Below are 26,885 nucleotides of genomic sequence, written 5' to 3'. Positions count from 1 at the left end.
CGTCATTAAACGCCGATGCCATTGACCCATCCCAGAGCGGTGTTGCTATCCCCATATTTGTTCTACATCGTGAGTTGACATTTAGTACCAAACTGTCAAGTAATATAAAACAACTCTTATTAAGCTTAGTTCACTTCCCCCTCCTCGTACAAAAATCAATCTAGTTTATTGATTTTAAAATATAAAACCTGAACTGGTTTTTTATTTTCCTAATAACACCCCACTAATTATTTTCTATTGCTTTTCCTATAAATTTCATAACCACTTTTCAATATTCCATTTCGAAAGAGAAATTCTCTGAATTAGTCAATCTATGATGGTCATTTTGTCCGCCGCATAGTTTTTTTTAGACGAATCATCCTTACTTGACAGTTTGGTACTAATTGTCAATTTTTTTCGTTTTCCTTTCTCATGCCAAATCGTCTCAAACCGACCCGCATTACTCGCGGTGTAGCGTACAGTATGACGAATATTTCGGTGGCCTAAATAGTCCTGAATCAGCCGGGTATCGACACCGTTGTCTGCCAGCGCATAACCACAGGCATGTCTCAGCATGTGCGGATTCGCGCTAATCGACAATCTTGCTTTCTGGCTGGTCTGGCGGATAATTTTATAAACCTGCTGGCGTGATATACATTGCCCGTTGCGGGAGAGAAACAGCCAATCCGCGTCTTTATCCGCGAGTTGTTCGTGTTGCCAGGTTTTAGGTAAATAGTTTTGCCGTTCTACCAGCCAGTGACGAATAAGCTGAACCTCGCGTGGAACCATCGGATGAATGGTGGAAAAACCATTTTTCAGGCGCTGAACACGCAGGCTGCGTCCATCCAAATCCACATCAGACAGTTTCAGGCCCAGCAATTCGGATACTCTGAAACCGTGAATAAACCCCATAAACATCATGCAGATATTACGCTCTGCATGTGCATGTTTTCCCAACTCCCTAAGCAGTATTTCTATCTCAGGTTGGGTCAGGTATTTGCGTTTGAGCATGGCATTCATCTCCAGAAAGCGATGAAGAGCCTATTCCATAATAGAAACCTGCTAATGGAAACCTAAGCAGATAGGCTCTTGGAATAGAGTAATAAAACGTATCACCTATTAGTGTTGCTGATTATTTACAGAGTGCAAAATTTGCGTGCAAAAAAGCTTCGTCAGTGATGGTATTTTTGCCGATACTCTTTTGGCGTCACTCCATTGCAACGTTTGAATAATTCCCTGAAATAACGAGTATCTTCATAACCCACCTCATGACTGATTTCTTCAATGGATTTCTGGGATTTTTCCAACCAATGCTTTGCCTGTGACAAACGGAGCTGTTGGATATATTGGATCGGTGTTTTTCCTGTGGCGATCTTGAAGCGACGTTTCATTTGTCGTTCGCAAAGATGAATTTTATTGGCCAAATCAGCAACAGATAAAATTTCAGAGGGGAAAGCGTGCATCCAATCTTGCAGTTTGTGGATCAGAGAATCAGAGTGCTGGCGATAAGGGGCAAAACAAGCGGAATCGAACGAGGTTTGGTGGTCATTTTCATCTAACAGGAATTTTGCACATTGCTCTCTGGCATATTGTCCGTACATTAATTCAACGATATTCAACATACAGCTCCCGCATCCATAAGCACTGGAGATACAGAAGCGGTGGTTATAGCTGATGATTTTTTTGTCGGTATAAAGGGGAATATGAGGGAATAGTTTTTTGAATTCAGGGGAAAAATAAGGATGGATTGTGGCCCCGGTGTTTAATAATCCTGCTTTGGCAAGCATAAATGTGCCTGAGCATATTGAAACAATAGGGATGTGTTTTTCATCCATCGTTTTAAGCCACTCAATGATTTCAGGTGTACAGTGCCGTGGTTCCCACTCAGGGAAACCCAGTGAACCGACCAGAATAATATCGGGTTGTTGCTCGAAATCGAGAGAAGAGTAAAGAGAACCGTGGGTGATGGGATCTGAATCCATAAACAGGTTATCCGTATGATTTGTTTGTTGACTGCCCATTCCCTGATTGGCCGGAGAGATAATGTTGACATGAGGAACCGGGCCGCCAATGGCGTTGGCGGCGATGGTGAGAATTTCAATTGGCATGGCAACTGATGTTACAGATGTATGAGAAAAAACTAAGGCTGTAATAGAGACTTGTTTCATAGTTATATTCTCTTCCTTAAGAACATTTTGTAATGTTGTGTTAATTTCGTTATGAAATTAATTTTAAGGTGAAACAAGCCCCATGTCTTCAATGAATTTCTTTTTTGTATCAACAAAATAGTAACTAAAGTAATAATAAATTTGGTTATTTTATTTTGTTTGTTGCTGCCAAAGTTGTGCATATAGACCTTCTTGCTGCACCAGAGCATCGTGTGAACCTGATTCAGCGATTTTTCCCAGATCTAGCACAAAAATCTTATCGGCATAGCGGATAGTATTCAGCCGATGGGCGATACTAATCACGGTTCGGTTACGGCATATTTCGTCCAGATTGCTCATGATGGCTGCTTCAGATTCATAATCCAGTGCGGAAGTGGCTTCATCAAGGATCAGAATTTTGGGATCATTCAATAATGCTCTTGCCAATGCGATACGTTGTCGTTGTCCGCCAGAAAGGCTGCATCCTTTTTCGCCGACCGGCTGTGCAAATTTATGTGGAAATGAATTGATGAAATCAATTGCACCAGCCAGAGTTGCGGCCTTATAGACTTCTTCATCACTGGCATTGGGTTTGCACAGGCGGATATTGTCCGCAATACTGCCGGAAAACAGAATGCTTTCCTGCAAGACAACGCTCATATTACGGCGCAGTGATACGGGATCGGCAATGGCTAAATCCATGCCATCCACCAATACTTGACCATGTTGCGGCACATACAAGCGCTGCAATAATCGCGTCAATGTGCTTTTGCCGGAACCCGATGGTCCTGTAATGCCAATAAACTCCCCAGCCTTAATATCCAATGACAGGTTTGCCAGCACTTCCGGCGTATCAGGATGATAGCGGAAACGTATATTTCTGAATTCAATCTGGCCTGCCAGCTCAGGTGCTGATGCCAACCCCTGTTTACTGTTTTCCATTGGTTCATCGAGGATATCGCCCACCCGACGCAGAGCGATCAGGGTATGTTGAAAATCTTGCCAGACTTGTGCCAATCGCAGGATGGGCTGGGTAACATGTCCTGCCAGCATATTAAAAGCAATTAATTCACCGGGAGATAAATCGCCATTAAGCACGCCCCGGACTCCCCACCAAAGCAGCAGAGCGGCAACCACCTTTTGGATCAGCTCAATCCCTTGCCCCGCTGCAAGACCGCTTTTCTGGGCGGTAAAACGTCGGATTAACTGCTGGCTCAATACTTTTTGCCATTGTTGTAAAAAACGTTTTTCTGTTGCAGTGGTCTTGATGGTTTCAATACCCGTAACAGATTCGGTCAGGAAGCTGGTGGCATTGGCATCGGCTTCATACTCTTTTTCTACTTTGCTCCGAATAACTGGCCCGACGGCAATCCAGAGCAAAAAATAGAGTACCAGCGAACTGATTACGATACATGTCAGCAGGGAGGAATAATGGAACATCACCCCCAGAAACAGAATGATGAAAATCAGATCAAGCAACAGCATAAGGGTAGAACCAGTCAAAAATTGACGGATCTGTGCCATTTCCCGGACTCTGGCGATAATTTGCCCTGTCTGCCGTTGCTTGAAATAGGGCAGGGGCAATCCCACCAGATGCCGGTACAACCTGCCGGAAAGCTCGGCATTGATTTGACTTGCCATATGCCCGAATACGGTATTGCGCAGAAACCCATACAGAGGTTCAGCCAATGCCAGCGCCAACATTGCCATACCGAGAACATGCAGGCTGGAAATACTCCGCCCAACCAGCACCTTGTCGATGACATTTTCAAATAACAAGGGGGATGCCAGTGCAAAAAGTTGCAGCACAATAGCAAACAAAAAAATGTCCCGTAACTGGTTTTTTTGTCTGAAAATAGAGGGATAAAACCAGCTCAGGCCAAACTTGACTTCCTGCTTGGTCAGGGATTTGTCAGCCACCAGCAATACGCTATATCCATGAAAATCACATTCGTCAGGATTTATTTGCTCATCATGTGTAGATTCAACATGTATAGGTTCAACATGTGTAGAAGGAATCAACGCATGTACTTTGCATTTTCCGGTAGTAGGATCAAACACCGTAAATGCGTCAGGACGGATTTCTGACAATACCCACCAGCGCTGATCCAACTTAATCAACGCTGGCAAAGGCAGTGTGGCTGCCGTATCGGATGTCAGGCGTTCAAATTTACTGTGCAATCCAATGGTATCCGCAGCTTCACGAATCTGTGGATTTGTCAGTGCAAGAGAATCCAGCCCCAGAGCATGGTGCAATTGTGCAACAGAAGCCACTTTATGAAACTGTTTCCCTAAGTGGGCAATACAATCCAGCGCATAATTGCTTATTTCGTTATCGTGTTTTTCGCCGGTATTACTGGTGAAGGAGAAAGTATCAGCCATAATTATTTTTCCCTCAATGCTTCAGATTGATATTCCTGAATCGGGCTGAGCAGATAATCAATCACCCTTCGCTGATCTGTCTTGATTTCCGCAACAATGGACATACCTGCTGTGATTTCGACGGGTTTTCCATCAACCATGATGTTGTTCTGTTTGAGACTGATTTGGGCGGGAAAAACCAGACCCAGCCGTTCATCGTTGGTGGAATCCCGTGAAACGCTGAGTAATTCTCCTTCAATCGTGCCATAGCGGGTATAAGGGAAAGCATCGACTTTGACAGTGACATGCTGACCGGGATGCACAAAACCGACATCTTTGTTCAGGATCTGGATTTCAGCAAGTTGCACATGTTCATCAGGAACAATCACCATTAAATTCTGGGCGGGTTGCAGAACAGCACCGAGAGTATGGACACTTAATTGTTGCACTGTACCGGTCACGGGAGAACGAACAACCTCAAGCTCTTCCCGTTCTTGCATTTTAGAAATTTCCTGTTTTATCACTGCCAGTTGCATCTCTGCCTGTTTTCTTTTTTCAAACCATTCCCGCTCTTTTTGTATTTTGACGCTTTTTAAGCGTTCCTCCAGACTCTTGTATTGAGTCATCAGGATACCGAGTTCTGATTTTTGCTGAGCGATCAGCCTTTCTGCTTCCAGAAATTCCTTTTCTTGCTCCAAATATTCAACTTTGCTGATGACCTGCTTTTGGCTCAATGTCTTGCGGGCCTGCAAACGCAGATTGATATTTTCGCGCAGATTAGTTAATGACCGTATATCGCTACTCCGCGCTTTTTGAGACGTCAGGTTCACTTCCATTTCTGCGTGGATATTGGTGATGATTGCATCGAACTCCTGCTTTTCATGAGAGTAATGAGCCAGAATTTTTTCCTGTTTATCTGTGGATTGCTGCTGGAAAAGCGGCAGAGATTTCGCGTCTTGTTTTCCAAGCAGTGCCTGATAACGGATTTCTTCTTCTATCAGATATTCGCGTTGTTCAAACAAACGGGCAATATCCTGATTGACACCGAGCGTATTGAGTGTAAGCAGTGATGCACCTTTCTCAATGTGTTGACCATTTGTGACATGAATGGCAATCAGGCGGCTCTGTTCATAAGCCTGAATGATTTGGGAGCGACCAGAGGCGATCAAACGTCCGGTTGCGGTTGCTTGTACATCCAATTTCCCCAGACAGGCCCACAGTAAAGCAACCAGAACGCCAATACTCAGGGTTATTGCCGTATAACGGGCAAATGGGGAAGGGGGGCGTTGTGACAATGCCAAGTGTGTCGGTAAAAAATCATAATGATGGGGAGCAGCACGCAACCGTTTGATCCCTTTCCCTTTATGTAAGATAGCCTTAAGCACGTGCAGGCTCCTCCTGTTTTGTTTCTTGTTTTAGCTCTTGCTGCAACTGCCAGAGTTTCCGGTAGTGTTTGCCTTGTTCCAGAAGCTGTCCGTGGCTGCCTTGTTCAATGATTTGCCCTTGGTGCAACACAATGATCCGGTCACACTGGCGTACCGTGGAGAGCCGGTGTGCAATGGTGATGACGGTTCTGCCCTGAGCAATATCAGCCATGTTGGATTGAATAATGGCTTGTGATTCATCATCCAGAGCACTGGTAGCTTCATCAAGGATCAGAATTTTAGGATCTGACAGCAGGGTTCTGGCAATCGCCAGACGTTGTCGCTGACCGCCTGACAAAGATTGCCCCCCTTCGGCGATCACCGTGTCATATCCTATCGGCAATTTGAGAATAAAGTCGTGTGCCCCTGCCAGCTTTGCAGCTTCAATCACTGCGGATAACGGGGCATCAGGGCATGATTGGGACAAATTTTCATACACGGTTTTATTGAATAGAAAGTTTTCTTGCAGAACGATACCGATCTGTTGCCTGATGGATTCGATATTGAAATTTTGCAAAGGAATGCCATCCAGCGTAATAGTGCCGCTTTCTGGGGTATAAAGGCGTAACAGCAAACGGGCCAGAGTGCTTTTTCCAGAACCAGAGGTTCCGACTACACCCACGGTTTCCCCTGCCCGGATATCCAGTGCGAAACGATTAATGGTTGGCGGAAGATCGGGCTGATAGCGAAAGACGACATCGGAGAATGAGATAGCTCCCTGCAACGCAACCTGTTCTTTGCCTGATTGTTGCTCTGTTGGGAGGTTCAGCATATCTCCTAACTTATCAATGGCAATGCGTGAGCGGATAAATTGCCCCCAGAGTTGCACTAATTTAGCCAGAGGTTGTTGGGTATGGCTGACCATCATATTGAAAGCAATCAACTGACCAATGGTCATGTGCAGGGAAAGCACTTCCGAAGCACCCAACCAGATAATGATTGCGCTAGTGACTTTTTGCAGCATCATTACCAGATGGCCGGAACGATTATCCCATTGCTGTACATCATAACTGGTGCTGACCATCTTTTCGGTCTGGCTGTCCCAGCGACGAATAAAGCGGGGTTCAGCAGCCAGGCTTTTCAGTGTCTCGGCACCTGCAACAGTTTCGGTCAGGAAAGAAGTATTGATGGCTGCATGAGTGAATTGTTTTTCTACCGCCTTTTCAATTTTTGGCGTTACCCACCAAGCCAGCAGGGCATAGAAGGGTATGGTAAGCAGGAAGATAAGAGTCAGCATACCGGACAGCAGGCTCATGACATAAATAAATACAAACATGAACAAAACGTCGATACACAGGGTGAACATGGAGCCGGTTAAAAATTCCCGAACCGTTTCCAGCTCCCGTACTCGTGTCACAATTGCGCCCACTTGACGGGATTTAAAAAACAGCAATGGCAGGCCAAACAGGTGGTTAACCAGCTTCAAGCCGAGTTTTATGTCAATCCGGTTGGCGGTGTGGGCATACTGATACTCACGCAATCCCCGCAGAATGACTTCAATTAACCCGGCCGTCACCAGCCCGAAAATCAGCACATCCAATGTAGAAAATGCTTGGTGAACGAGAACCTTGTCCATGACAACTTGCACAACCAAGGGAGAAATAAGTGCCAGAATCTGTAAAACGAAGGAGAATAACATTATCTCCGTAAGGTTTTTCTTTTGCCTGACAAATTCAGGAATGAACCAGTGAATATTAAATTGGCTGCTTTTTTGTTTTATTTTTAGCCACCTGCCGCTCCATAAACTGATAAATTCTTCTTTATTTAAGATCTCTGGGGTATCTTGATTTGGCTTTTGGATTAATACCCTTTGTTCATCATATTTTGCCAGAATGAAAGGTTGTCCGTCATTGTTGAATAAAATGGCAGGCAGTGGAATGTCAGATAACTTCTTCTTTATAGAGTATTTATTTCTGATTTTTATATTGCACTCTTTTTGGAGTTTGTTTAAAACAGAAATATAATCATCACCATAATTTAAGTTTTTATTTGCAGTGGCTGCATGATTCCTATTAGATATCATTATAATTAAATTAATTAATGATATTGTTGTTTTTTCTATTTCATTCATTAAATTAAATCTATTTTAAATAAAAATTGAAACTCTTGATTAAGGAAATAACCTGAAAGCGAGAGAGGTATTTATCTATTAAGTAATTTTAATAAATTTATTAAAAGATATTATCTGTTATCAAAGAGTATATGAGTGTTGGTAATTGGGACAAAATGTAGAGGTTAAACAGACATTTTTCTATTTACATGTTGATTTTAACCAATAAATGGATATATTTTTGTCCAAAGTAGTCGATAAATCTCAGCATAACAGGTAAATCCATGACTGGTAAATCTTAGCCGGTAGATCATCTGATTTATCGCTTTATGCCAAATTGTTTCATAACTTATCGGCTTATAGTTTATCGATGCCATAGTTTATCGATTCATAGTTTACTTGCCATTTTGGCTAAATACGTTTTCAAAATGCCAGATCATTTTGAAAGATAAAGGGAAGCTAAATCACTTTAGCTTACTCAGATAGCTGTAGCAATAAGGTTTAATCATAAATGAAACTATATTCATTATGGCTTCATTTATGATTCAATAATTTTAATTTAATGCAAATTTAACATTAAATTAATATTAATTTAATGTTAAATAAATATTTATTTAATGGATAATTCTATGTCTGAATCTGAAAAATTTGTTCAAACCATCTCAAGTGTTAATTATAACAAAGGCGTATTCTCCCTTTATTTTGTGGGGCAGGAACCTAGTCGAATGGCGAATGGCATGTTGGCAGAAAATGATCAGGAATTACAATTAAAACAAGTTATTCATATGCCGGCTTCTGGTTTTATGTATATGGTTTCCATGGTCAAAAGTATGCTTGAAGATCCAAGAATGGAAGCTGAAATCAATAAATTAATTGCCGCCGGTTTTTTACCTGCTCCAGAAGCAATTGAACCGGAAGAAATTGATCCAGAAACAATTACCCCGGAAACGGCTGAATCAAAAAAACGTTCAAAACGTCATTCTGATACATCAAAATAATATCAGCAAAATTCTATCAGGTAGTTGCTAGTCCATGATGATCAAACATCAATCGGCAACGCTGAGTACGACTGAAATACAGGCCATGATTGGTGGGGTGATGCTGCTTTGTCAACACTCCCCCTTGCATCGGCGCTATTTGGTTGCTGAATGGCAACAGCGCATTTTGCCTTCATTCCAGCTCAATCAGTTTTGCTATTACCAAGATGAACACCAACGCCCAGTTGCTTTTTGTAATTGGGCTTTTTTGTCTGACAGCAGCCGTAAAGCGATTCTTGCCGGTGAGCGGGAAATTTCGCGGGAAGACTGGCGTTCCGGCCAGCATATCTTTTTTCCGGAAATGATCGCGCCTTTCGGACATGCCCGTGAAATTGCCCGCGATCTCCGTCGTCGGGTCTTCGCTGCATGGAAAGGACAAAAAGCCTGCACTGTCAGGGGAACCTTGGATGTTCAAAATGACCGCTGTATCCGTCGGGCACAGTGGTTTATTGTTTAATTTCTGCCCAATATCAGGACTATTTTATGGGAAAATCATCCAACCGGAGTACAGAATATTTCTTTACCGGTAAATACGAAGATGATGACGATGGAAACACAATACATGCCATCGGTGTCGGTGGGGTCATAAATGCTTATGGCGGAAATGACTATATCGTTGTCGGCTCTATTGGTGCGACCGTCAATACAACTTGGGGCCATGACACTATTGTCGGTGCTGCCGGGTATCTGAATGTCAATGATACCGGTGGCGATCTGACGGTAAAAGGGGGAAGTGGTTTCACTTCAATCAATAAAACACAAAGTGGGCCGATAAGATTTGAAGGGATCTCCGGTGGGGTGAAAATCAATCATACCGGTGAAAAAAGCGGTATTTTTTATTCTGGTGCTGCCGGGTATAACAGTATCACCCGCAAAGGCTTGCGGGGCGATATTAGCTTTGATGGTGCCGGGGCGTATAACGAAATCTGGCATGAAACCAATCAGGGCAATTTCTCTTATAAAGGAGCAGGTGGTGGAAACAAGATTGACCGTACATGGTTCGATCGCTATCAAAGCTCCCAGGGCAACATAACCTTTAGTGGTGTTGGTGCAGCAAACATCATCAGCTCACGGGTTGAAAGTGGCAACATTGATTTTAAAGGGGCGGGAGTCGCTAACCAGATTGTCCGTCAGGGCAAAATTGGTAATGTCACGTTGCAGGGCGCAGGGGCTTCTAACATTGTTGAACGTATTCGTCAGACGGATGATGTTTATTCTGAAACCCACGGCGATATTAAGTTCGAAGGCGCCGGTGGTTATAACCGACTGCATTCTGATGTGGCACACGGAAATATCCAGTTCTCTGGTGCGGGTGGTTACAACCACATTACCCGCAAGGGGACAGACAATGGTCACAATAACGAAGGAATGGTCTACACCAAGGCGGAAGAGATTGTTTTAACCCGTGCAACTATGGGCGGTTCGTGGATTGGCGATTCCCATCAGGTCATGGGGCTTAAATCAACACGGGAGACAAACACTTATCTGTTCGCATTTGCTGATGGAAGCCATACCAAAGTCAACAAAGTTAAGCTCCTCAATGATCCGAACACAGGTAAACTGAGATATTATTCAACGTCTTGGTATAAGGAAGGGAATCACTTAAAAGACATTGATAAACAAGATATTTCTGATAATGGTGGTTTTCACGGAACGAATACTGATGGTGCCTATACTCTGTCAAATCTGACGGTAGAGCATCATCAGACCGTTAACATTCATTCGATTCAGGAAAAACTGACAGAAAACGAATGGGTGGATTATGGCAATGGTGTCATGATTAACGCGGCAGATATCACTTTGTCTGATGCCAAAATGGGCGGCTATGCTATTTACCGTGATGGAACCACCGTTGATGTGAAGGCCGTGAAATCCAAACGGATGCCAAACACCTATGTTTATGGTAAGCAACTTGGCGAGTACACTAAGGTAGTGGTGGTTGAGCTGCGGAACGATCCAAAAACAGGGGTGCTGCAATATATCGCCCGCCCTTTGTATAAAGACGGTAACCATACGGCAAATCTGGCGAATGAGGATATCTCGACTTCCAATGATTATCGCTATATGGGAACTGGCAGTTATTCACTGAGTGATCTTCATTACAACGCCAATATAGTACACATATCATCTGGACGTGTTCCCGGCTTACATGAATATAACGAGCAGGAACTGTTCAAAACAACAACTGTCAGTGGCGAAAGTTCTGGTGATATCTACTTTGACGGTGCGGGGGCGGGTAACGTCATTGAATCCAATGTCACCCGCGGCAATGTCATCTTTAAAGGTGCCGGCATTGCTAATGTAATTGAACATAGCTCTGAGTTTGGTCACACAGAATTCGATGGTGCTGGTGGTGCGAACGTCATCATCAAAAAAGGGAAAGAGGGCAATCTTAAGTTCAATGGTGCCGGTATTGCCAACGTACTGCTTCATCAGGGGCTGCGTGGTGATATGGAAGTCAATGCCGGCGGAGCGGCAAACGTATTGGTTCGCGTTGGTGATGGACGCTATCTTGCCCATCTTTTGGCGGTTGGTAATATTTCCATTCATAAAGGCAATGGTGATAGCCGTATCGCTATGGGCGGTGGTTTCAATACCCATACCCAGATTGGCAACGGTGACGCATTCTGGTCTGGTGTTGGTGGTGCTAATGTTCTGACCCAAATGGGGCAAGGCAACGTTTCCTCAATTCTTGTGGGCGGTGCAAATGTCCTGACCAAAATTGGTGAAGGTGATCTCGAATCAGCGATGTTTGGCGGTGCCAATATCATTAGCCATATCAGCGATGATACTGACGCCTCCAAAGCCGACTCTTCAAATACCCGCTCTTCAAATACATCAGCAATCGCACTGGGCGGCACGAATGTCCTGACGAAAAAGGGCAAGGGTGATCTCCTGTCTGTCATGGGTGGTGGAGCTAACGTCCTGACTCATGTAGGTGATGGAAAAACCACCGGTGTTATGTTGGGTGGCGCGAATATCCTGACTAAAGTCGGCAATGGCGATACCACTGGCATTATGTTGGGCCTCGGCAACATTTTGACCCATGTAGGTGATGGGCAAACACTGGGTGTAATGGCAGCAGCAGGTAACATCTTCACCAAAGTCGGTGAGGGTACAACCATTGCGGCAATGGTTGGTGCGGGCAATATTTTCACCCATGTTGGTGATGGAAATGCCTGGGCACTGATGGGTGGGGCAGGAAATATCTTCACCAAAGTCGGCAACGGCGATGCACTGGCATTGATGCTGGCATTTGGCAACGTATACACGCACATTGGTGATGGCATGAGCGTTGCTTTAATGATTGCGAAAGGCAACATAGCCACCAAAGCCGGTAATGGTGAGGCACTTTCCGCCATGATCGGCGAAGGCAATATCTTTACCCAGGTCGGTAATGGTTCTACTTTCGCTGCCATGATCGGTGGGGCAAATATTCTGACTAAAGTCGGCGATGGCCTGACTGCGGCGCTAATGGTGGGTAAAGCCAATATTTATACCCATGCAGGCGAGGGAACCAGCATTGGTTTGTTTGCTGGCACGGCTAACATCATGACAAAAGTAGGTAATGGTACAACGCTGGCTGCGATGTTCGGCGAAGCCAATATCATGACTCATGTCGGTGATGGCTTGACGGGGGTACTGGCATTAGGCAAAGCCAATATCGTGACGAAAGTCGGCAATGATTTCATGGGAGTTGTAGCAGCTTCTGAAGCCAATGTAGTAACTCATGTTGGTGATGGCACTACGGCGGCCTTGCTGGCTGGCAAAGGCAATATTCTGACTAAATCGGGTGATGGAACCACGGTAGGGCTGTTGATTTCAAAAATCGGCAACATCATGACCCATATCGGTGATGGCACAACCGTTGGTTTTGCTAAAGGTGAAGCCAATATTATCACCAAAGTCGGTGATGGTCTGGGCATCAACGCCGCTTGGGGCAAAGCTAACATCATGACGCATTACGGTGATGGTGATCGCTATAATTTTGCCAAAGGTGATGCGAATATTGTTACCAAAGTTGGCGATGGTCAGGAAGTGACCGTTGTTCAAGGACAAGCCAACATCGTGACCCATGTCGGAGATGGTGATGATTACACTGGTGCTTGGGGTAAGGCCAACGTAATTACCAAAGTGGGCAATGGTCGCAACGTCGTACTCGCCAAGGGCGAAGCCAATATCGTGACTCAGGTCGGTGATGGAGATAGTTTCAATGCCTTATGGAGCCAGGGCAATGTGGTCACCAAAGTGGGTGATGGCATACAAGTCACGGCTGCCAAAGGCAAAGAGAATATCACGACCACCGTGGGTAATGGTCTTAGCGTGACTGCTGTTCATGGCGACCTGAATATCAATACCAAAGTCGGTGATGGTGTTTCCGTCAATGTGGCCTGGGGTAAACTCAACGTTAATACCCGTGTGGGTGACGGCCTGAATGTCTCAGTCATGAAAGGCAAGGGCAATGCCAATATCCGAGTGGGTGATGGCTTGAACGTCAACGCCTCTTATGCCCGTGACAACGTGGTAATTCAGGTGGGTAATGGTGATTTCTATAGCCTTGCAGTGGCGGAAAGCAATACCCAGAGCAATAAATTGAATGCGTTGTTCGATAACATCAAGCAGACAGTGCTTGGCAGCACGGGCAGTCAGGGCATCAATTATCTGGTGAATGGCGATGAAGCTAATACATCGGGAACCCATAAAGGACGTGGGGCCATTGATCTGCCGGAGGTTTCCTCTCTGAATGGTTTCAAACTGACAGAAATTGATGAAATCACTTCTGATTTGAAGAACACCCTGAAAGGTTCCGTGACAGGCGTTGATACCCCGGACATGGGTAGCATCGAGAATACACTCGGCAATGAAAAACACCTGAATCCAAATCAGTCACGCAACTTGATTGTTAATGGTGATTTTGAACAAGGATCTGAGGGATGGACATACACCAATGGCATTGAAGCCAGTCATTCAGCCAAGGCATATGGCCTCAGCGCTGAAGGGCATGGCGAGCGTGTCAGTGAGCTTGATGTTCAGGGCAACACACATATCTATCAGGATATTCAGAACTTGACGGCAGGTGAAGAAATTACCGTGAAGTTCGATTTTGCAAGACGTGCTGGCAGCTCAGCCGATAACGGGCTGGAAGTGTGGTGGAATGATGAGGTTGTTTATGCGGCCGCCAATGGCAAAAGCGAATGGCAGAACAAGACATTGACCTTAACTGCCAAGGCTGGCAAAAACAAACTGGGATTTTCTGGAATCGGTTCAAATGATGGCTTGGGCTATGTTCTGGATAATGTCTCTGCAATCTCCCCATTTGATATGTCAGGCACTGCCATTACTGAGCATATGCAGCAGGACAAAGCTGCTCATAACGCTTTGCAGGATAAGGAAAATGCAGAAGTTAATCGTCAACGCTTAGCGCAGGAAAGGGATAAACAGCAGGCAGCCATTTCGGGTACGCAGAAACAACTGGAAAACACGGATCTGGACGCTCTGAATGCTAACGGACAAACCCAGCGTGATGCCATTAATGACGAAGCCAGAGCAGTCACAGAAGAACTGATGGCAAAAACCAAAGGCCTGCAAGCGTTGGATAGCCATGCGACATATAACGGGCAATCAGGTAAGCAGTGGCGCGAACAGTTTGCCGGTGACTTGCTGGAATCAGTTCAAACCCGGTTAGACAGTGCCAAAAAAACAGCTCAGCAGCAATTGGAACATTCACAGCAAGCCTCTTCAGAGCGTTTGGGAGAGGTCAGAAACGCGGCTGCTAAGTCTGAATCGGGTGTCCTTAAAGGCGAGCAAAACCATCAGCAATCTCAGCAGCACATTGAAAAAGCTCGTTCTGACATCGAATTCAGGGAAAAAGAAGCCCTGGCTCGTATGAAACAGGCTGAGCAAGCTGAACATGACGGCAAGTCGGCAGTACAGAAAGCTGAACAGCGTGGTCAAAATGATGTTTCTGTGGCAGAGGTGAAAACTGCGAAAGTACAATCCGATGCAAAAGGCGCAAAACTTGATGATAATTATAAGCCGAACCGCATAAACGCAGCGCATCATGGACAGTCAAATCACGTATCTGGCTCCACGAATGCCGAAGTGCATTCAGCCAACGTTTTTGGAGAGCCAAACAGTAGTCGCGAATCTGAATCCACCGTTGCAACAGACGGCGAATTTAATGTGGAATTGCAATATCTGGATGAAGATCTGAATGAACTCACTAATGCCAAAGAAGCATTGGATCGTTTACAGATCAATGCAGGTGTGCGTTCCCAAAAAATTAATAACCAAAATCGACATCTCGAAAACACGGGAACATCTCTGACACCGGTTCATGCCGAAATCTCAGACGATAACTCAGTCAATAATACAGACAGCAACATTGTCAGTGCGCCTGCTGAACTCGTCCGAAATACCCCTAAAATTTCTGGTTTGGATCTCAGTGGGTTGAAAGCATTGGGAGAAACAGAAGTTCAGCAAGAATCAGTAAATGCTGCTGAAACTGAATCCACCGCCACGATCAGGGCACAGAAAGTAGCTGAGATTTACCGCTGGTTGGATAGCGACAACAATGTGGCGACTGAAAATCACATTCCGGTTCCTGGATTTGAGCAGGTGGATGCAGATATTCCCGATAACCTCAGACAAAAAATGGTGACTTTTGTTGAAGGTTACCTGAACGGAGCGGAAAACAGCGTACCTAAAGATCAGATATCTTCGTTGGCTAAACTGTTTGTTGATGCCACTATCGATTATGACTGGGATAAGCGTGTCGAATTTGTTTCAAGACTGGAAAGCTATGGTTATAGCTTCAAGCCGGTACATGGTGATAAAAGCATTGTGTCATTCTGGTCTGGCAGAAACTTTGAACAATACCGTGACGTACTTGATGCTGCACAGACTGACGGCAAGAAAGTTGTTTACGATATTGATGTAAAAGGTAACTCTTTTGCCATTGCTCTTAATAAAACACTGATGCGCTGGGGCGGTATATACCTCGATTCTGACGTCGCGGAACAGAAAGCTTTACAATCGGCCATTAACGCTTCTGCATACAGCAATACCGGTTTTTGGAGTTCCCTGTATGCCACTGGTTCACGTGGTGATGTGTATGTGATCGCAGAAGGTGGCTTGCGGTTTGGCAACTACTTCTGGAATGTTGAATTGCCGGTATTGCGTCAATTGCAGCGTGAAGGATTGGTGGGAGAAATCCGCCTGCTGGATAAAACAGCCAAGGAATATCAGGGAGTTGCGCTTAAATCCATTGGTCGCAGATTGACAGAAGCCGGTGTTTCTGTGAAAGCCCGTTTTGATTCACTCAGTTTTGCAGAGCAGGAAAGACTGCTGGCATTGGATCCTGACAAATATAGGCCGGATACATTGGTTGATCTGAATGTCAAAACCAGTGCCATTGACAGCCTGCTGAACCAAGCACTGCCATTCTATGGATTGCGTACAGAACGCAATTTGCTGGTGCGTGAATCCGATGATAGAAGCTTTGAAGTCCGCCCGTGGCCGGGCAATAACAGTGATGTCTCCAAGATTATCATTGTGGAAGATCCAGATGATTTGGCTCAAATCAAATCTGTTGAGCGTTTTATCCTTGCCAACTACGAAAATTACGACCAACTGCCTGAATCATTGTATTTGTCAGAAGATCGTATTATTTCCCTTGATCACGGGCGTACCCGCATTATCGCTAAAAAAGTAGAGGGTAGCTGGAACTATAAACCGAAAACTGACCTGATGTCGGTAAGTGAGTTGCAGGAAGCCGCTTACGTTAAGGGCAAAATCCGGGGTGACAGTTATCGTAATGTACTGGAAGCACTCAAAAGCTATGAAAACACCCTGCAAAACAGCGAAGATTATGACCTTGAGGCAGTAGAAAAGCTGACTCATTTGCGTGATCAGGTTAACGGTTATTTGCTGGGACATCCAAATTCAGAACGTATACCTGCACTGAAAAATCTGCTGTCGCAAATCAATGTGCGCATGGAAGAATCGCTGGTACTTGCTGAGCCGACTGTGAACGCAGGCAAGAATAGTTTCAGTGAGTTATATAACAAACTGGGCAATGCCAACCTGAAAGATACTAAGCATCTTTATATTGATGGGCAGGGAGATTTTGTTACCCGTGGTAAATCCAATATTCAGATTGCGACAAAACTAGAAAGTGCAGAAAAAGCCGTTGAACAGGTCAAGGCTGCTGTAACCAAAGAATATGGTCAATCAGTGTCTGATTCGGTCTTTTCAAACTTGACTGCCCTAGAATTGTCGAAAGATGGCAAGGGAATTGATGTCTCCGGCTTGAGAAAAGTACATCAGGCAATTGAACAACAGCTGTCTCCGGTCAGTGCTACCCTGTTTGTCTGGAAACCCAGCGATCACAGCCGGTTGGGACACGCTGCTCTGCAAATCGGGCAAGGACGTGTCCAGATTAGTGCGGAGAATGCTGGTGAATTCAACGAAAAAAATTACGTCAGTTGGTGGCCGAAAGGCAGTAAATCTTCTGATCTTGGTCATATTTTCAATATTGCTTCGGAGGAATACCCAGACTTGCGGATACGCTGGAGTGACCTCAGTCAGCCGGCGGCTCAGAATGAAACACTGGAACAAGATGTTGCTTCTGAGGAAGGAGATCACTTTGGCTTGCATGATGGCACCCGCAAGCTGGAAAAATTCATTGAAAAGATCGAGATAGCCAAAGGCGTTGATGCAAAATTTGAGGATATCAGCGAAGGTTTTGCCATGGCAGCACTGGCTAATCCTCATCTGCTGGAATCTGCTGGCATACCGGAAGCTATTTCCCGGCCATTCATGAAACAGTGGGAAGATGGCAGCATTGATATGCTGGAAGTGGGTAAAAACTTTGCTGAGGCACTGCGCAAGGCAGCCAAACAAACACCTGAGCTGACAGAAAAACGCATCGCCCATGTTATCCGCAAGTTCGCCAAGCATGAGCTGAGCAATATTCAGGATTTCAAGGCCAGTGAGGGCGATCAGGGACGTGTATTCCGCATTAATCTGGCTGGATTGGATGCGGCAGCAATGCAGGTGGAATGGCAGAAAATCAACCAGAACCCAGATGCTCGTTATCAACTTCTGACCGACAACTGCTCAAGCATTGTTGCCAGAGTGCTTAAAGCAGGCGGTGCCGATAAGGTAATTGGTCATACGTGGCGACCAAAATTTGGTGTCTGGACGCCAACCGAGCTGTTCAATTTTGCACAGGCATTGCAGGAAGCGCAGGTTGAAGCAAATCTTCATAAGCCGAATCGGGTTGTAAGTGAAGATCTGGAAGCGCTGGGTCACTCTGATAAAAAAGATAAGGTGCTGGAAAAAATTGCCATTGATAATGATGGTACGCCACCGCGTGACAGAGAGCCATTCAACCCAGTAACTCGCTTCCTTAACGATGAGCTTTACGGCTCCAGAGAAAATCGCCGTAACATAGATGATGGCACTCAGATAATACTGGATGCGGCAGTTGCTGACGGTGCAGTGGACAAGGTCACACTGCGGGGTGAGGCCGGGCGTTTGACTGGTTATTACCATACCGGTTCTTACCATAACGCGGATCAAAAAGATCAGGCTGAACAAGGTCAGGCACAAGAACCGACGAAGAAAGTTGTGCTTTTCATTCACGGTTCCGGTTCATCTGCGGAAGAGCAGGCCAGCACTATTCAAAGCCATTACCAAAAACAGGGTGTGGATATGCTGGCAGTGAACATGCGGGGTTATGGTTCCAGCGATGGTCATCCAAGCGAAAAAGGGCTGTATCAGGATGCCCGTACCATGTTCAACTATCTGGTTAATGATCGTGGTATCAAGCCAGAAAATATCATTATTCATGGCTATTCCATGGGCGGGGCAGTAGCGGCAGATCTTGCCCGTTATGCAGAACGTAAAGGACAGGCCGTTTCCGGTTTGTTGCTCGACAGACCAATGCCAAGCATGACCAAAGCGATTACCGCTCATGAAGTGCCGAATCCAGCGGGTATCACTGGTGTTCTGGCGAAAGCGGTCAATGGTCAGTTTTCGGTTGAGAAAAACTTGCAAGGTATCTCGAAGCAGACGCCAATCATGTTGTTGACCGATAACGAAGGGTTAGGCAAAGAAGGGGAGAAACTGCGTGCCAAACTTGTCGTTGCAGGCTATCAGGTGTCGGGGGAACAAACTTTCTATGGTCATGAAGCCAGCAGCCGGTTGATGAACCAATATGCTGATCAAATCGTCTCAGCACTTTCCGGGCCTCGGAGTGAAAACGGCGGTGTAAAAGCGGGATTGCTGGAAAAAATGTTTTACACCTTGTTTGATGTGAAATCAGGTGGAAAAGAGTTGGATAAATACTCATTCCATTTCACTCAGGGAGAATCACTGCTACAGAATCTTGAAAAACTTGTGCCGGAAATTGGCAATGTGCTCCTGACTAATGGAAATCATGTGGAGTCAAAAGAGTTTCTGGAAGGTGTTTGTTTCGCCTTGTCCGCCCGTTATTTGATTGAAGAGCGGGTACATGGACTGGGTGGGGGTAAAGAATATCTGTCGTGGTTGACGGATGCGGTTAAAGCCTACAATGACAACAGCTTGAATAAAAAGAGTGACATCAATTCGATTGAATCTTCTTTGCTTAATCAGTATCGCCGCCAACATATCGGCCCGGCAATTCAAGATCTGTTATCAATGCAGTATAGCCAAACTCAAAATATGTCCAATTCAGTAGGCCGCGATAAAGCCAATAAAGCTTATGGTGGCAAGCTGAAAGCCAATGGTCTGACGGGAGATAGAATCGACCGCTCTTTGAGCAATGATATCGCTGGTTATGAGTCCGTGATGGAGCAGCTGCGTGATGTGGATAAGACGACATACATGTCCTTTATGTCTGAAGATCACGCAATGGCAGTTGTTGTACATAAAGGTGAAAATCAAACTGTGTGGTCATTCTATGATCCTAACTTTGGTATCAAGTCATTTGATAACTATAAAGACTTCGAACACTTTATGGACTCTTTCCATAAGGGAATGATAACGGGTTATCAATCCAAGTTTGGCTATAAATATGAAGCCAGCATGGAGGCAAATCAAAGTTTCTATGTTAACTACAATACGTTTGAAGATAGTGCTATTACTCATTATGACGGAGTCTGGCAACAGGCGCGTGCAGGTGAACAACAGTATGTATTGCGTGCGCTGAAAGAGCAGGGTAAGACCCTCAAGCTGGGGTCAAATGTAACAGGACGTGTGGTTGATTACAGTGATAATGCCGTAACGTTGGAAGTGACGACGAAGAAAGGTGAGAAAGTTCTGGTTGAAGTTGAAAGTAACAATTTCAAGCAGGCGGCTAACCTTGTGCAGTCGAATATCAATAAAGTCGTTGCTGACTCGAAAAATGGCAAATTCACACTCAGGGCTTCGGCAGAGAATAATGGTGCAGTATCTGCACTGGATAATTTACTGTCAGATAACACTATCAAAAAAACAGATGCAGGGCAGACAGCAACTGATTCGTTTGATGTTAAATCTCAGCCTAATGAAGCAGAGGTACTTAAGGGTATAGAAAGTGATCTGAAACGTTACGGTAAAATGCTGGAACCGCAGGCAGACAGCCCAGGCAAGAAACCAAAGGATATCCGCACAACCGAGGATTTCCTGACGGGTTATAAGCAGGGTTATGCAGAGCAGGTAGTGGACGGTTTCCGTCCAAGCATGGATATCAAGCAACTGGTGGATCTGCTGGCTAAAGGTAGCTGGAGTGCAGAACAAAAAGGTGCTTTGGCTTGGGAGATTGAAAGCCGAGCCTTGAAAATCACGTTCCAGCCGAAAGCTGAAAAATTCAACCGTTTGTTCCGTGATGTCGCTTCAACCGGCGTTTCTGATACCAAGGCGAGTGAACAACTGGCACCACAATTATTATTGTTGAACCTATCAAACGATGGCTTTGGCGGACGTTGTGATCCACTGTCGAAATTGGTTCTTGTTGCGAAACAACTGGAAAACGATGGTCAGGATGGTGTTGCCCGTCAATTACTGGAGAAAATGTATTCAGCCGCCGCCGTGCTCAACAATCCGGATTTGTATTCTGAAACCGAACATGCCAACGCGAATAAATTGTTGGGATCTTTGGCGGCACTCCATGCCAAGAATCCAATGGCGGATACGTTCATCAAAGTGTGGAAAGAAAAACTGGAAGATGCGAAAGCACTGACAGTCGATGGTGTGATTCAGAAAGTCACTGCCGGAAATACGGAAGGTAAACCGGTGTTGCTTGAGTTGGATGGCCCAGACCATGCGATGGCAGCATGGGCGAAAGGCAACGGTGAGAATCGCGTTTATGGCTTCTATGATCCAAATGCGGGGATTGTCGAATTCTCATCAGCGGAAAAATTCGGCGCTTACGTGACTCGTTTCTTCGGTGAATCCGATCTGAATATGGCGCAACACTACAAATTGCCAAAGAATGCGGCAGGGGAAAGTGTCTTCGGGCGTGTGGTGGTGATCGATGGTGATATTTTGGCAACCTATCGTCCAAGATTGGCTGATAAAATCACTATGCGAGGCATGTTGGATCTGCCGGTATTTGATGATACTCCAATCAAGAAACCTGTAGAGCCTGTAGAGATTGATGTGACTGATGTGGTGAAAAAACCATTGGGCGAACCATCAGGTGACAATTTGCCGGAAAGTCATATTCGCGTGAATAACCATGACGTTGATTCTTGGGTAAGTGTTGATGTTAAACAGCAGCCTGAAAATAGCGATAGCCGCTTTAACGGTCAGATTATTATCCAGACGGAAAATGACCCTGTTGCTGCGAAAGCAGCCGCAAGTCTGGCGAGTAAGCACCCTGATTCCAGCGTAATTGTCCAGCTTGATGCGGCTGGTAAACATCGCGTGGTATATGGCGATCCTGCGGCGCTATTCGGTGATCAATCGCAGTCCGGCAAATTACGCTGGCAGATTGTTGGGCATGGACGTGAAGAATCCGCGCAGAATCATACGCGCATGAGCGGTTATAGTGCGCGTGAACTGGCCCTGAGACTGAAACAGTTCAGTACTGATTTCAAACAGGCTGGCATACCAGACCATATCAGCCTCGTGGGTTGTTCTTTAATCAGCGATGACAACCGAAATGGTTTTGCCCACAGCTTTATTTCGGAACTGGATAAGCAGGGTATCCGTGCCTCAGTATCGGCGCGCAGCAGTGAAGTTGCGGTAGACAGCGTTGGTCGCAAGTACACGAAAGACGCACGGGAACAGTGGGTTCACAAGTTCACCGATAACAAGATCGTATTGGGATGGAATGATAAAGGCGAAGTAGAAAGTCATTCTGAGCGAATCCGCCGTGGTATCTCTGAAAAGGACATCAATTTGTCCCTTGTGGGGCAGAAAGCTGTTGCAGACAATGCAGAAACATCTCATGCACCAAAACCAGATCATGAAAAAAACAATCATGCAAAACATGAAAATAAACCTGTAGTACCAGCGGAATCATCAAACAAGCAACTGAGTTATTCCGGTAATATTCAGGTACAGGCTGGTCATGGGGAATTTACGGTTGTTAACTGGGGAACCACTAATGTGGGGATCAAAATAGGTACAGGCGGTTTTAAATCTCTGGCCTTTGGTGATAACAACGTGATGGTTCACATTGGCGATGGTGACAGCAAGCACAGTGTTGATATTGCTGGCTATCAGGCACTGGAAGGTGCGCAGTTGTTCGTGGGCAACCGGAATATCAGTTTTAATGCAGGACGCAGTAACGATTTGCTCGTTATGCTGGAAAAATCCATCCCGACACCACCACTGGTTAATCCATTTGGTGGTGCAGCCCGTATTTCTGGTGTATTGCAAAACATTGCCGGTTCATTTGACTCACAGGATTGGCTGACAAAACAGGATCAGCAATGGACATTGGAAAGTGCGAAGAAATATGTCAGTGATCTGTCAGGTATCGATTTGACCAGCAGTGTGGACTATAACAGCCTGACTAATCTCGATTCTCAAAATGAGCGTAGCAGCCGTGGCCTGAAAAGCGATCTTGAAAGCACATTGAACAAGAAATACAACCAATGGTTGGGTAGAAATGGCAATACTCCTGAAATGGGCAAAACCAGTCGGGCAGATAAATTCCGTCACGCGAATGAAAAACTGGCCTTCAACTTTGCCGTTGGTGGACAGGGGGCTGACATTCAGGTAACGACTGGTAACTGGAACTTTATGTTCGGTGACAATATCCAGTCTATTCTGGATACCAATCTGGGATCGTTATTTAGTTTGATGACGCAGGAATATACGGATACTGGAATGGCAAAAACCACCTTTACCTTTAGCCCTACGGACTTGCCACGTCAGATCAAGAATAAATTGCTGGGTAAGCTTGCTGGTGTTGGTGAAGATACTACGCTGGCGGATATCTTTGGCGTGGATTATACCCCGCAAGGCGGTATTGTTTCCCGCTCAGGTCAGAGTGTTGATGGCGTTGCTATCCTGAGTGAAATGCTGGAAATCATTGGTGAATTCAGTGGTGATCAACTGAAAGCCTTTACTGATCCGAAGAAATTGCTCGACGGTTTGAAAGCCAGTTTGAACATTGGGAAAGATGGTGTGAAATCTTTTGCTGAAAGCCACGGCCTGAAAGCAAAAGCACCGGATGAAAACCAAAAAGAGCATGTAACCATTACTAAAGAAGACGAACCAGCACAAGAAGGTAAGCCAGCAACGGAAACCGCAGATTCTCAGGCAGATCGCGACTTTGGTTTGACTTCCCTGAATCTGCCAAACCTGTTTGCAACTCTGTTCAATCGGGACAAACAGGCCGAAATGGAATCTCTGGTCACTAACCTGAAAGAAAACCTGACAGCCGACTTGCTGAACATGAAGGATAAGACCTTCGATTTCCTGCGTAACAGCGGTCATCTGCAAGGTGATGGTGATATCCACGTTTCCCTCGGTAACTACAATTTTAATTGGGGTGGTGATGGTAAAGATCTCGGTGCTTATCTGGGAGATAACAACAACTTCTGGGGCGGCCGTGGTGATGACGTCTTCTACTCTGTAGGAACCTCGAATATCTTCTCTGGCGGTGAAGGTAAGGATGTGGGTGTGATGATGGGGCGTGAAAATATGATGTTTGGCGGTGCAGGCAACGATGTTGGTGTATTGGCTGGACGCATTAACTACGCCTATATGGGTGACGGTGATGATCAGGTCTTTGCCTTTGGTGAAGGTGGAGTGATCAACGGCGGTAAGGGGCGCGATTATATCGTGGCTGCTGGTAACTTCAATCGTATTGATGCCGGAGAAGACCAAGATTATGTTGTGACCATCGGCAATAACAATCAGGTTGATTTAGGAAAAGGCAACGATTTTGCCACGGTATTCGGCAACTATAACCAGATCGATGGCAGTGCGGGCAACAACTCCATCAAACTGATGGGTTATCACGCTGTAATCAATGGTGGCACTGGTGACGATCACCTGATTGCTGATGTGGTATCGAAGTTCAGCCAGATTAACGGCGGTGATGGTGATGATCTGCTGATATTGGGCGGATATCAAAACCGCTTCAAGGGTGGCACGGGTGTAAATAGCTTTGTGGTCAGCGGTGATGCCATTGATAACGTAGTCGAAGATATCAAGCAAGGCGACAAGATTGTTTTCAACGATATCAATTGGAAAAACCTGTGGTTCCAACGCAGTGGTTACGATTTGGTTTTGTTGACTCACCGCAACATCAAAGATACTTCGGCACAGGGGCAGTTTGAAGCCATGGGATCGGTAACCTTCAACAATTACTTCAATGGTAATCGTGCGGATATTATCACCCAAAGGGGAGCTAAAGATACGCAGGGTGAGCGTGAATATACGGCACTCTCTGCCAATGCAGTCGATTCTCTGGTACAGGCCATGAGTGGGTTTGCACCTAATATGGGAGACAGTGGTTTTATTGATTCGCTTGATAGCCAAACGAAATCAGCCATTGTGACCGCCTGGTCTGACACCACAAAAGGGAAATCCAAACTGGTTTGACAACTGGAAGGGTTTTTAGTTAGATCTTTTTATTAATGAAGATGGCTCACTATAGTGGGCCATTTTTTTTATTTTTGTTTTAAGTTAGATATTTTTTATTGTATTTCCCCATTATGATTTTTACCAAAATCCATTATAAATTTATTACTAAATCTGCACTATTTCCGGATATCGGGTAACATACGAAAAACTTCAACATATCACCCGAGTAATTTTTAATGTTAAAAAACTTCTTATAGTACTTTATTGTTTATTGAAGAGTTATTAATTAACTAATTCAATATCATTCAAGTAATTCGTATTGGTGAGATCTCTCCCATTAAAAAAACGAATCAGAAGATCGGCCAGTACATCTGGGCGCTCTACCATAACGAGGTGATCCGACTTTTTGATGGTGGTGAATGTTGAGTTTGGAAAAATAGAAGCGCAAGACCTGACATTTTCTGGCGGTGTAATGATGTCATGCTCACCGGTTGTAAATAAAATGGGTTTATTGAAGTTGTCAGCTCTCTCGAATTGCTTCTGATTCAAAAGGCGCATTTGGAGGCTCTCATATCGCTCTCCTTGGTGTCTCGTTGATTCCTGTAGTGTTGTTTTTAAAAGTTTATAGGTTGTATCCCTGCCTAATATGTCAGTACCTGGTGTAAGGCAGAGAATGCTTGAAATGATTTTCTCGATAGATTCCTCATGTTTTCCTTCACTGAGTAATTGCAACGCGGTATTTAATCTATCCTGAATATGAGGTGGCTGAGTTAGTGCTGCACCAATTAATACAGCTTTATTGATTCTCTCAGGCCATCTATAAGCAAACTCCAGAGCTGTGGAGCCACCGTAAGAAATACCAATAAGGTTTATTGTTTGTAAAGAAAGTACATCTAAAATATGTCGGACACATTCGGCAAGAAATGCAAAACTTTCATTGTCTGGAACATCGTCCGCAGATCCGGTTCCCGGTAAATCAACCATGATTAGAGGGCCGTCATCTTTGAGAAGATATTCAAGATGTGGCAAAGAATACATATTTTGAAAACCACCCGCTATGACCAGCTTGGGGACTGCAGTTTTTAATTCTGTGGTTTTGGATATATTAATATCACCAATGACACGAAAAGCATATTTTACGCCACGCCATTCAATTTCTCTCTTATCTTGAGGGGGAAGACGGTGAGTTGAATCAATAAAAGCGGAGAGGGATTCAACATTTCTGAATCTGAGCACGTCACTCCAATCTATTTTCTTTCCTAAATGTTGTTCAATAAAAATCTGTATTTCAACTAAGGAAATGGAATCAGCCCCAAGACTGAAAAAGTCATCTTTAATGCCCATTGATTCTACGAGTAAAACTTCTTTGCATATTTTCAGCACTTCATTTTCAGTGTCATTTGGTTTGCGAATTTCTAGTGATGATGTCGTCATATTGATTACCTATTATCATTTGATTTTTTATTGATTGCTAAGCTTTTAAATTAGCCTTAAAAGTATTAGCCAAAATTATTCTTGATCAAAATGTAATCCATTGCAACTATCACTATCGTTATTAATGGTATGGCGTAGATACTGGCGGATATCGGTATCCAACCGATATCCACTGGAAAAATAGAGTGATCTCAGTAAGTTTTAATGTTAACTATACCCTATAAATTTCAATAAAATATTAGATGAAGAGGGACGAATCTTCAGGAGAATAGGCAAAGAGTGAATGCTCTCAGTCAATAAAGCTGCAACTTGCAAGACGGCAGGTATATAGGGATGTATGAAATAATTTTGAATCATGCATTACATCAATAACCATCCAGAAAACCAGAATGATTAATATTTATAATGTAATTCGTATGTTAATAGATGATTAATTGAT

Annotated in this window: 9 protein-coding genes; 3 read left to right on the top strand and 6 right to left on the bottom strand. The window is 44.7% G+C overall.

Going from position 1 to position 26,885, the window contains the following annotated elements:
- Nucleotides 1–306 precede the first annotated feature (306 nt).
- The 5 genes from Xvie_RS09760 to Xvie_RS09740 form a co-directional block, all read right to left on the bottom strand.
- Nucleotides 307–990 carry a tyrosine-type DNA invertase gene (locus Xvie_RS09760; RefSeq protein WP_086109131.1) on the bottom strand — a complete coding sequence of 228 codons (684 nt, stop codon included), beginning with the start codon at nt 988–990 and terminating at the stop codon, nt 307–309.
- A gap of 161 nt (nt 991–1,151) precedes the next feature.
- A complete protein-coding gene (locus Xvie_RS09755) occupies nt 1,152–2,147 on the bottom strand; it encodes a GlxA family transcriptional regulator (RefSeq protein ID WP_086109130.1) in 996 nt (331 codons plus the stop codon).
- A gap of 150 nt (nt 2,148–2,297) precedes the next feature.
- Nucleotides 2,298–4,508: a type I secretion system permease/ATPase gene (locus Xvie_RS09750; RefSeq protein ID WP_086109129.1), complete on the bottom strand. Its 2,211-nt coding sequence runs from the start codon at nt 4,506–4,508 to the stop codon at nt 2,298–2,300.
- A gap of 2 nt (nt 4,509–4,510) precedes the next feature.
- Nucleotides 4,511–5,872 (bottom strand): HlyD family type I secretion periplasmic adaptor subunit, encoded by a 1,362-nt coding sequence (locus Xvie_RS09745; protein WP_086109128.1) that lies wholly within the window; start codon nt 5,870–5,872, stop codon nt 4,511–4,513.
- A complete protein-coding gene (locus Xvie_RS09740; RefSeq protein WP_086109127.1) occupies nt 5,865–7,982 on the bottom strand; it encodes a peptidase domain-containing ABC transporter in 2,118 nt (705 codons plus the stop codon). The genes Xvie_RS09745 and Xvie_RS09740 overlap by 8 nt, the downstream gene beginning before the upstream one ends.
- A gap of 608 nt (nt 7,983–8,590) precedes the next feature.
- Here Xvie_RS09740 and rtxH point away from each other — a divergent pair.
- From rtxH to rtxA, 3 genes are read left to right on the top strand one after another with little or no spacing between them, the layout of a single operon-like run.
- Complete coding sequence (gene rtxH, locus Xvie_RS09735; RefSeq protein WP_086109126.1) at nt 8,591–8,959, top strand: protein RtxH; 369 nt, start codon at nt 8,591–8,593, stop codon at nt 8,957–8,959.
- A gap of 34 nt (nt 8,960–8,993) precedes the next feature.
- A complete protein-coding gene (gene rtxC, locus Xvie_RS09730; RefSeq protein WP_086109125.1) occupies nt 8,994–9,455 on the top strand; it encodes an RTX toxin-activating lysine-acyltransferase RtxC in 462 nt (153 codons plus the stop codon).
- A gap of 26 nt (nt 9,456–9,481) precedes the next feature.
- Nucleotides 9,482–25,030 carry an MARTX multifunctional-autoprocessing repeats-in-toxin holotoxin RtxA gene (gene rtxA, locus Xvie_RS23120; protein WP_244175561.1) on the top strand — a complete coding sequence of 5,183 codons (15,549 nt, stop codon included), beginning with the start codon at nt 9,482–9,484 and terminating at the stop codon, nt 25,028–25,030.
- 264 nt (nt 25,031–25,294) lie between these two features.
- Here rtxA and Xvie_RS09715 read toward each other — a convergent pair whose 3' ends face one another.
- Complete coding sequence (locus tag Xvie_RS09715) at nt 25,295–26,446, bottom strand: alpha/beta fold hydrolase (protein WP_086109124.1); 1,152 nt, start codon at nt 26,444–26,446, stop codon at nt 25,295–25,297.
- Nucleotides 26,447–26,885 lie beyond the last annotated feature (439 nt).

The organism is Xenorhabdus vietnamensis, assembly GCF_002127535.1.
GTDB classification, from domain to species: domain Bacteria; phylum Pseudomonadota; class Gammaproteobacteria; order Enterobacterales; family Enterobacteriaceae; genus Xenorhabdus; species Xenorhabdus vietnamensis.
This window is presented reverse-complemented; position numbering and strand designations above follow the sequence as displayed.

Coding starts and splice junctions, on each gene's coding strand:
- Xvie_RS09755 (WP_086109130.1), bottom strand. CDS start 2,147: ATGAAACAAGTCTCTATTACAGCCTTAGTTTTTTCTCATACATCTGTA.
- rtxC (WP_086109125.1), top strand. CDS start 8,994: ATGATGATCAAACATCAATCGGCAACGCTGAGTACGACTGAAATACAG.
- rtxH (WP_086109126.1), top strand. CDS start 8,591: ATGTCTGAATCTGAAAAATTTGTTCAAACCATCTCAAGTGTTAATTAT.
- Xvie_RS09740 (WP_086109127.1), bottom strand. CDS start 7,982: ATGAATGAAATAGAAAAAACAACAATATCATTAATTAATTTAATTATA.
- Xvie_RS09760 (WP_086109131.1), bottom strand. CDS start 990: ATGCTCAAACGCAAATACCTGACCCAACCTGAGATAGAAATACTGCTT.
- Xvie_RS09715 (WP_086109124.1), bottom strand. CDS start 26,446: ATGACGACATCATCACTAGAAATTCGCAAACCAAATGACACTGAAAAT.
- Xvie_RS09750 (WP_086109129.1), bottom strand. CDS start 4,508: ATGGCTGATACTTTCTCCTTCACCAGTAATACCGGCGAAAAACACGAT.
- rtxA (WP_244175561.1), top strand. CDS start 9,482: ATGGGAAAATCATCCAACCGGAGTACAGAATATTTCTTTACCGGTAAA.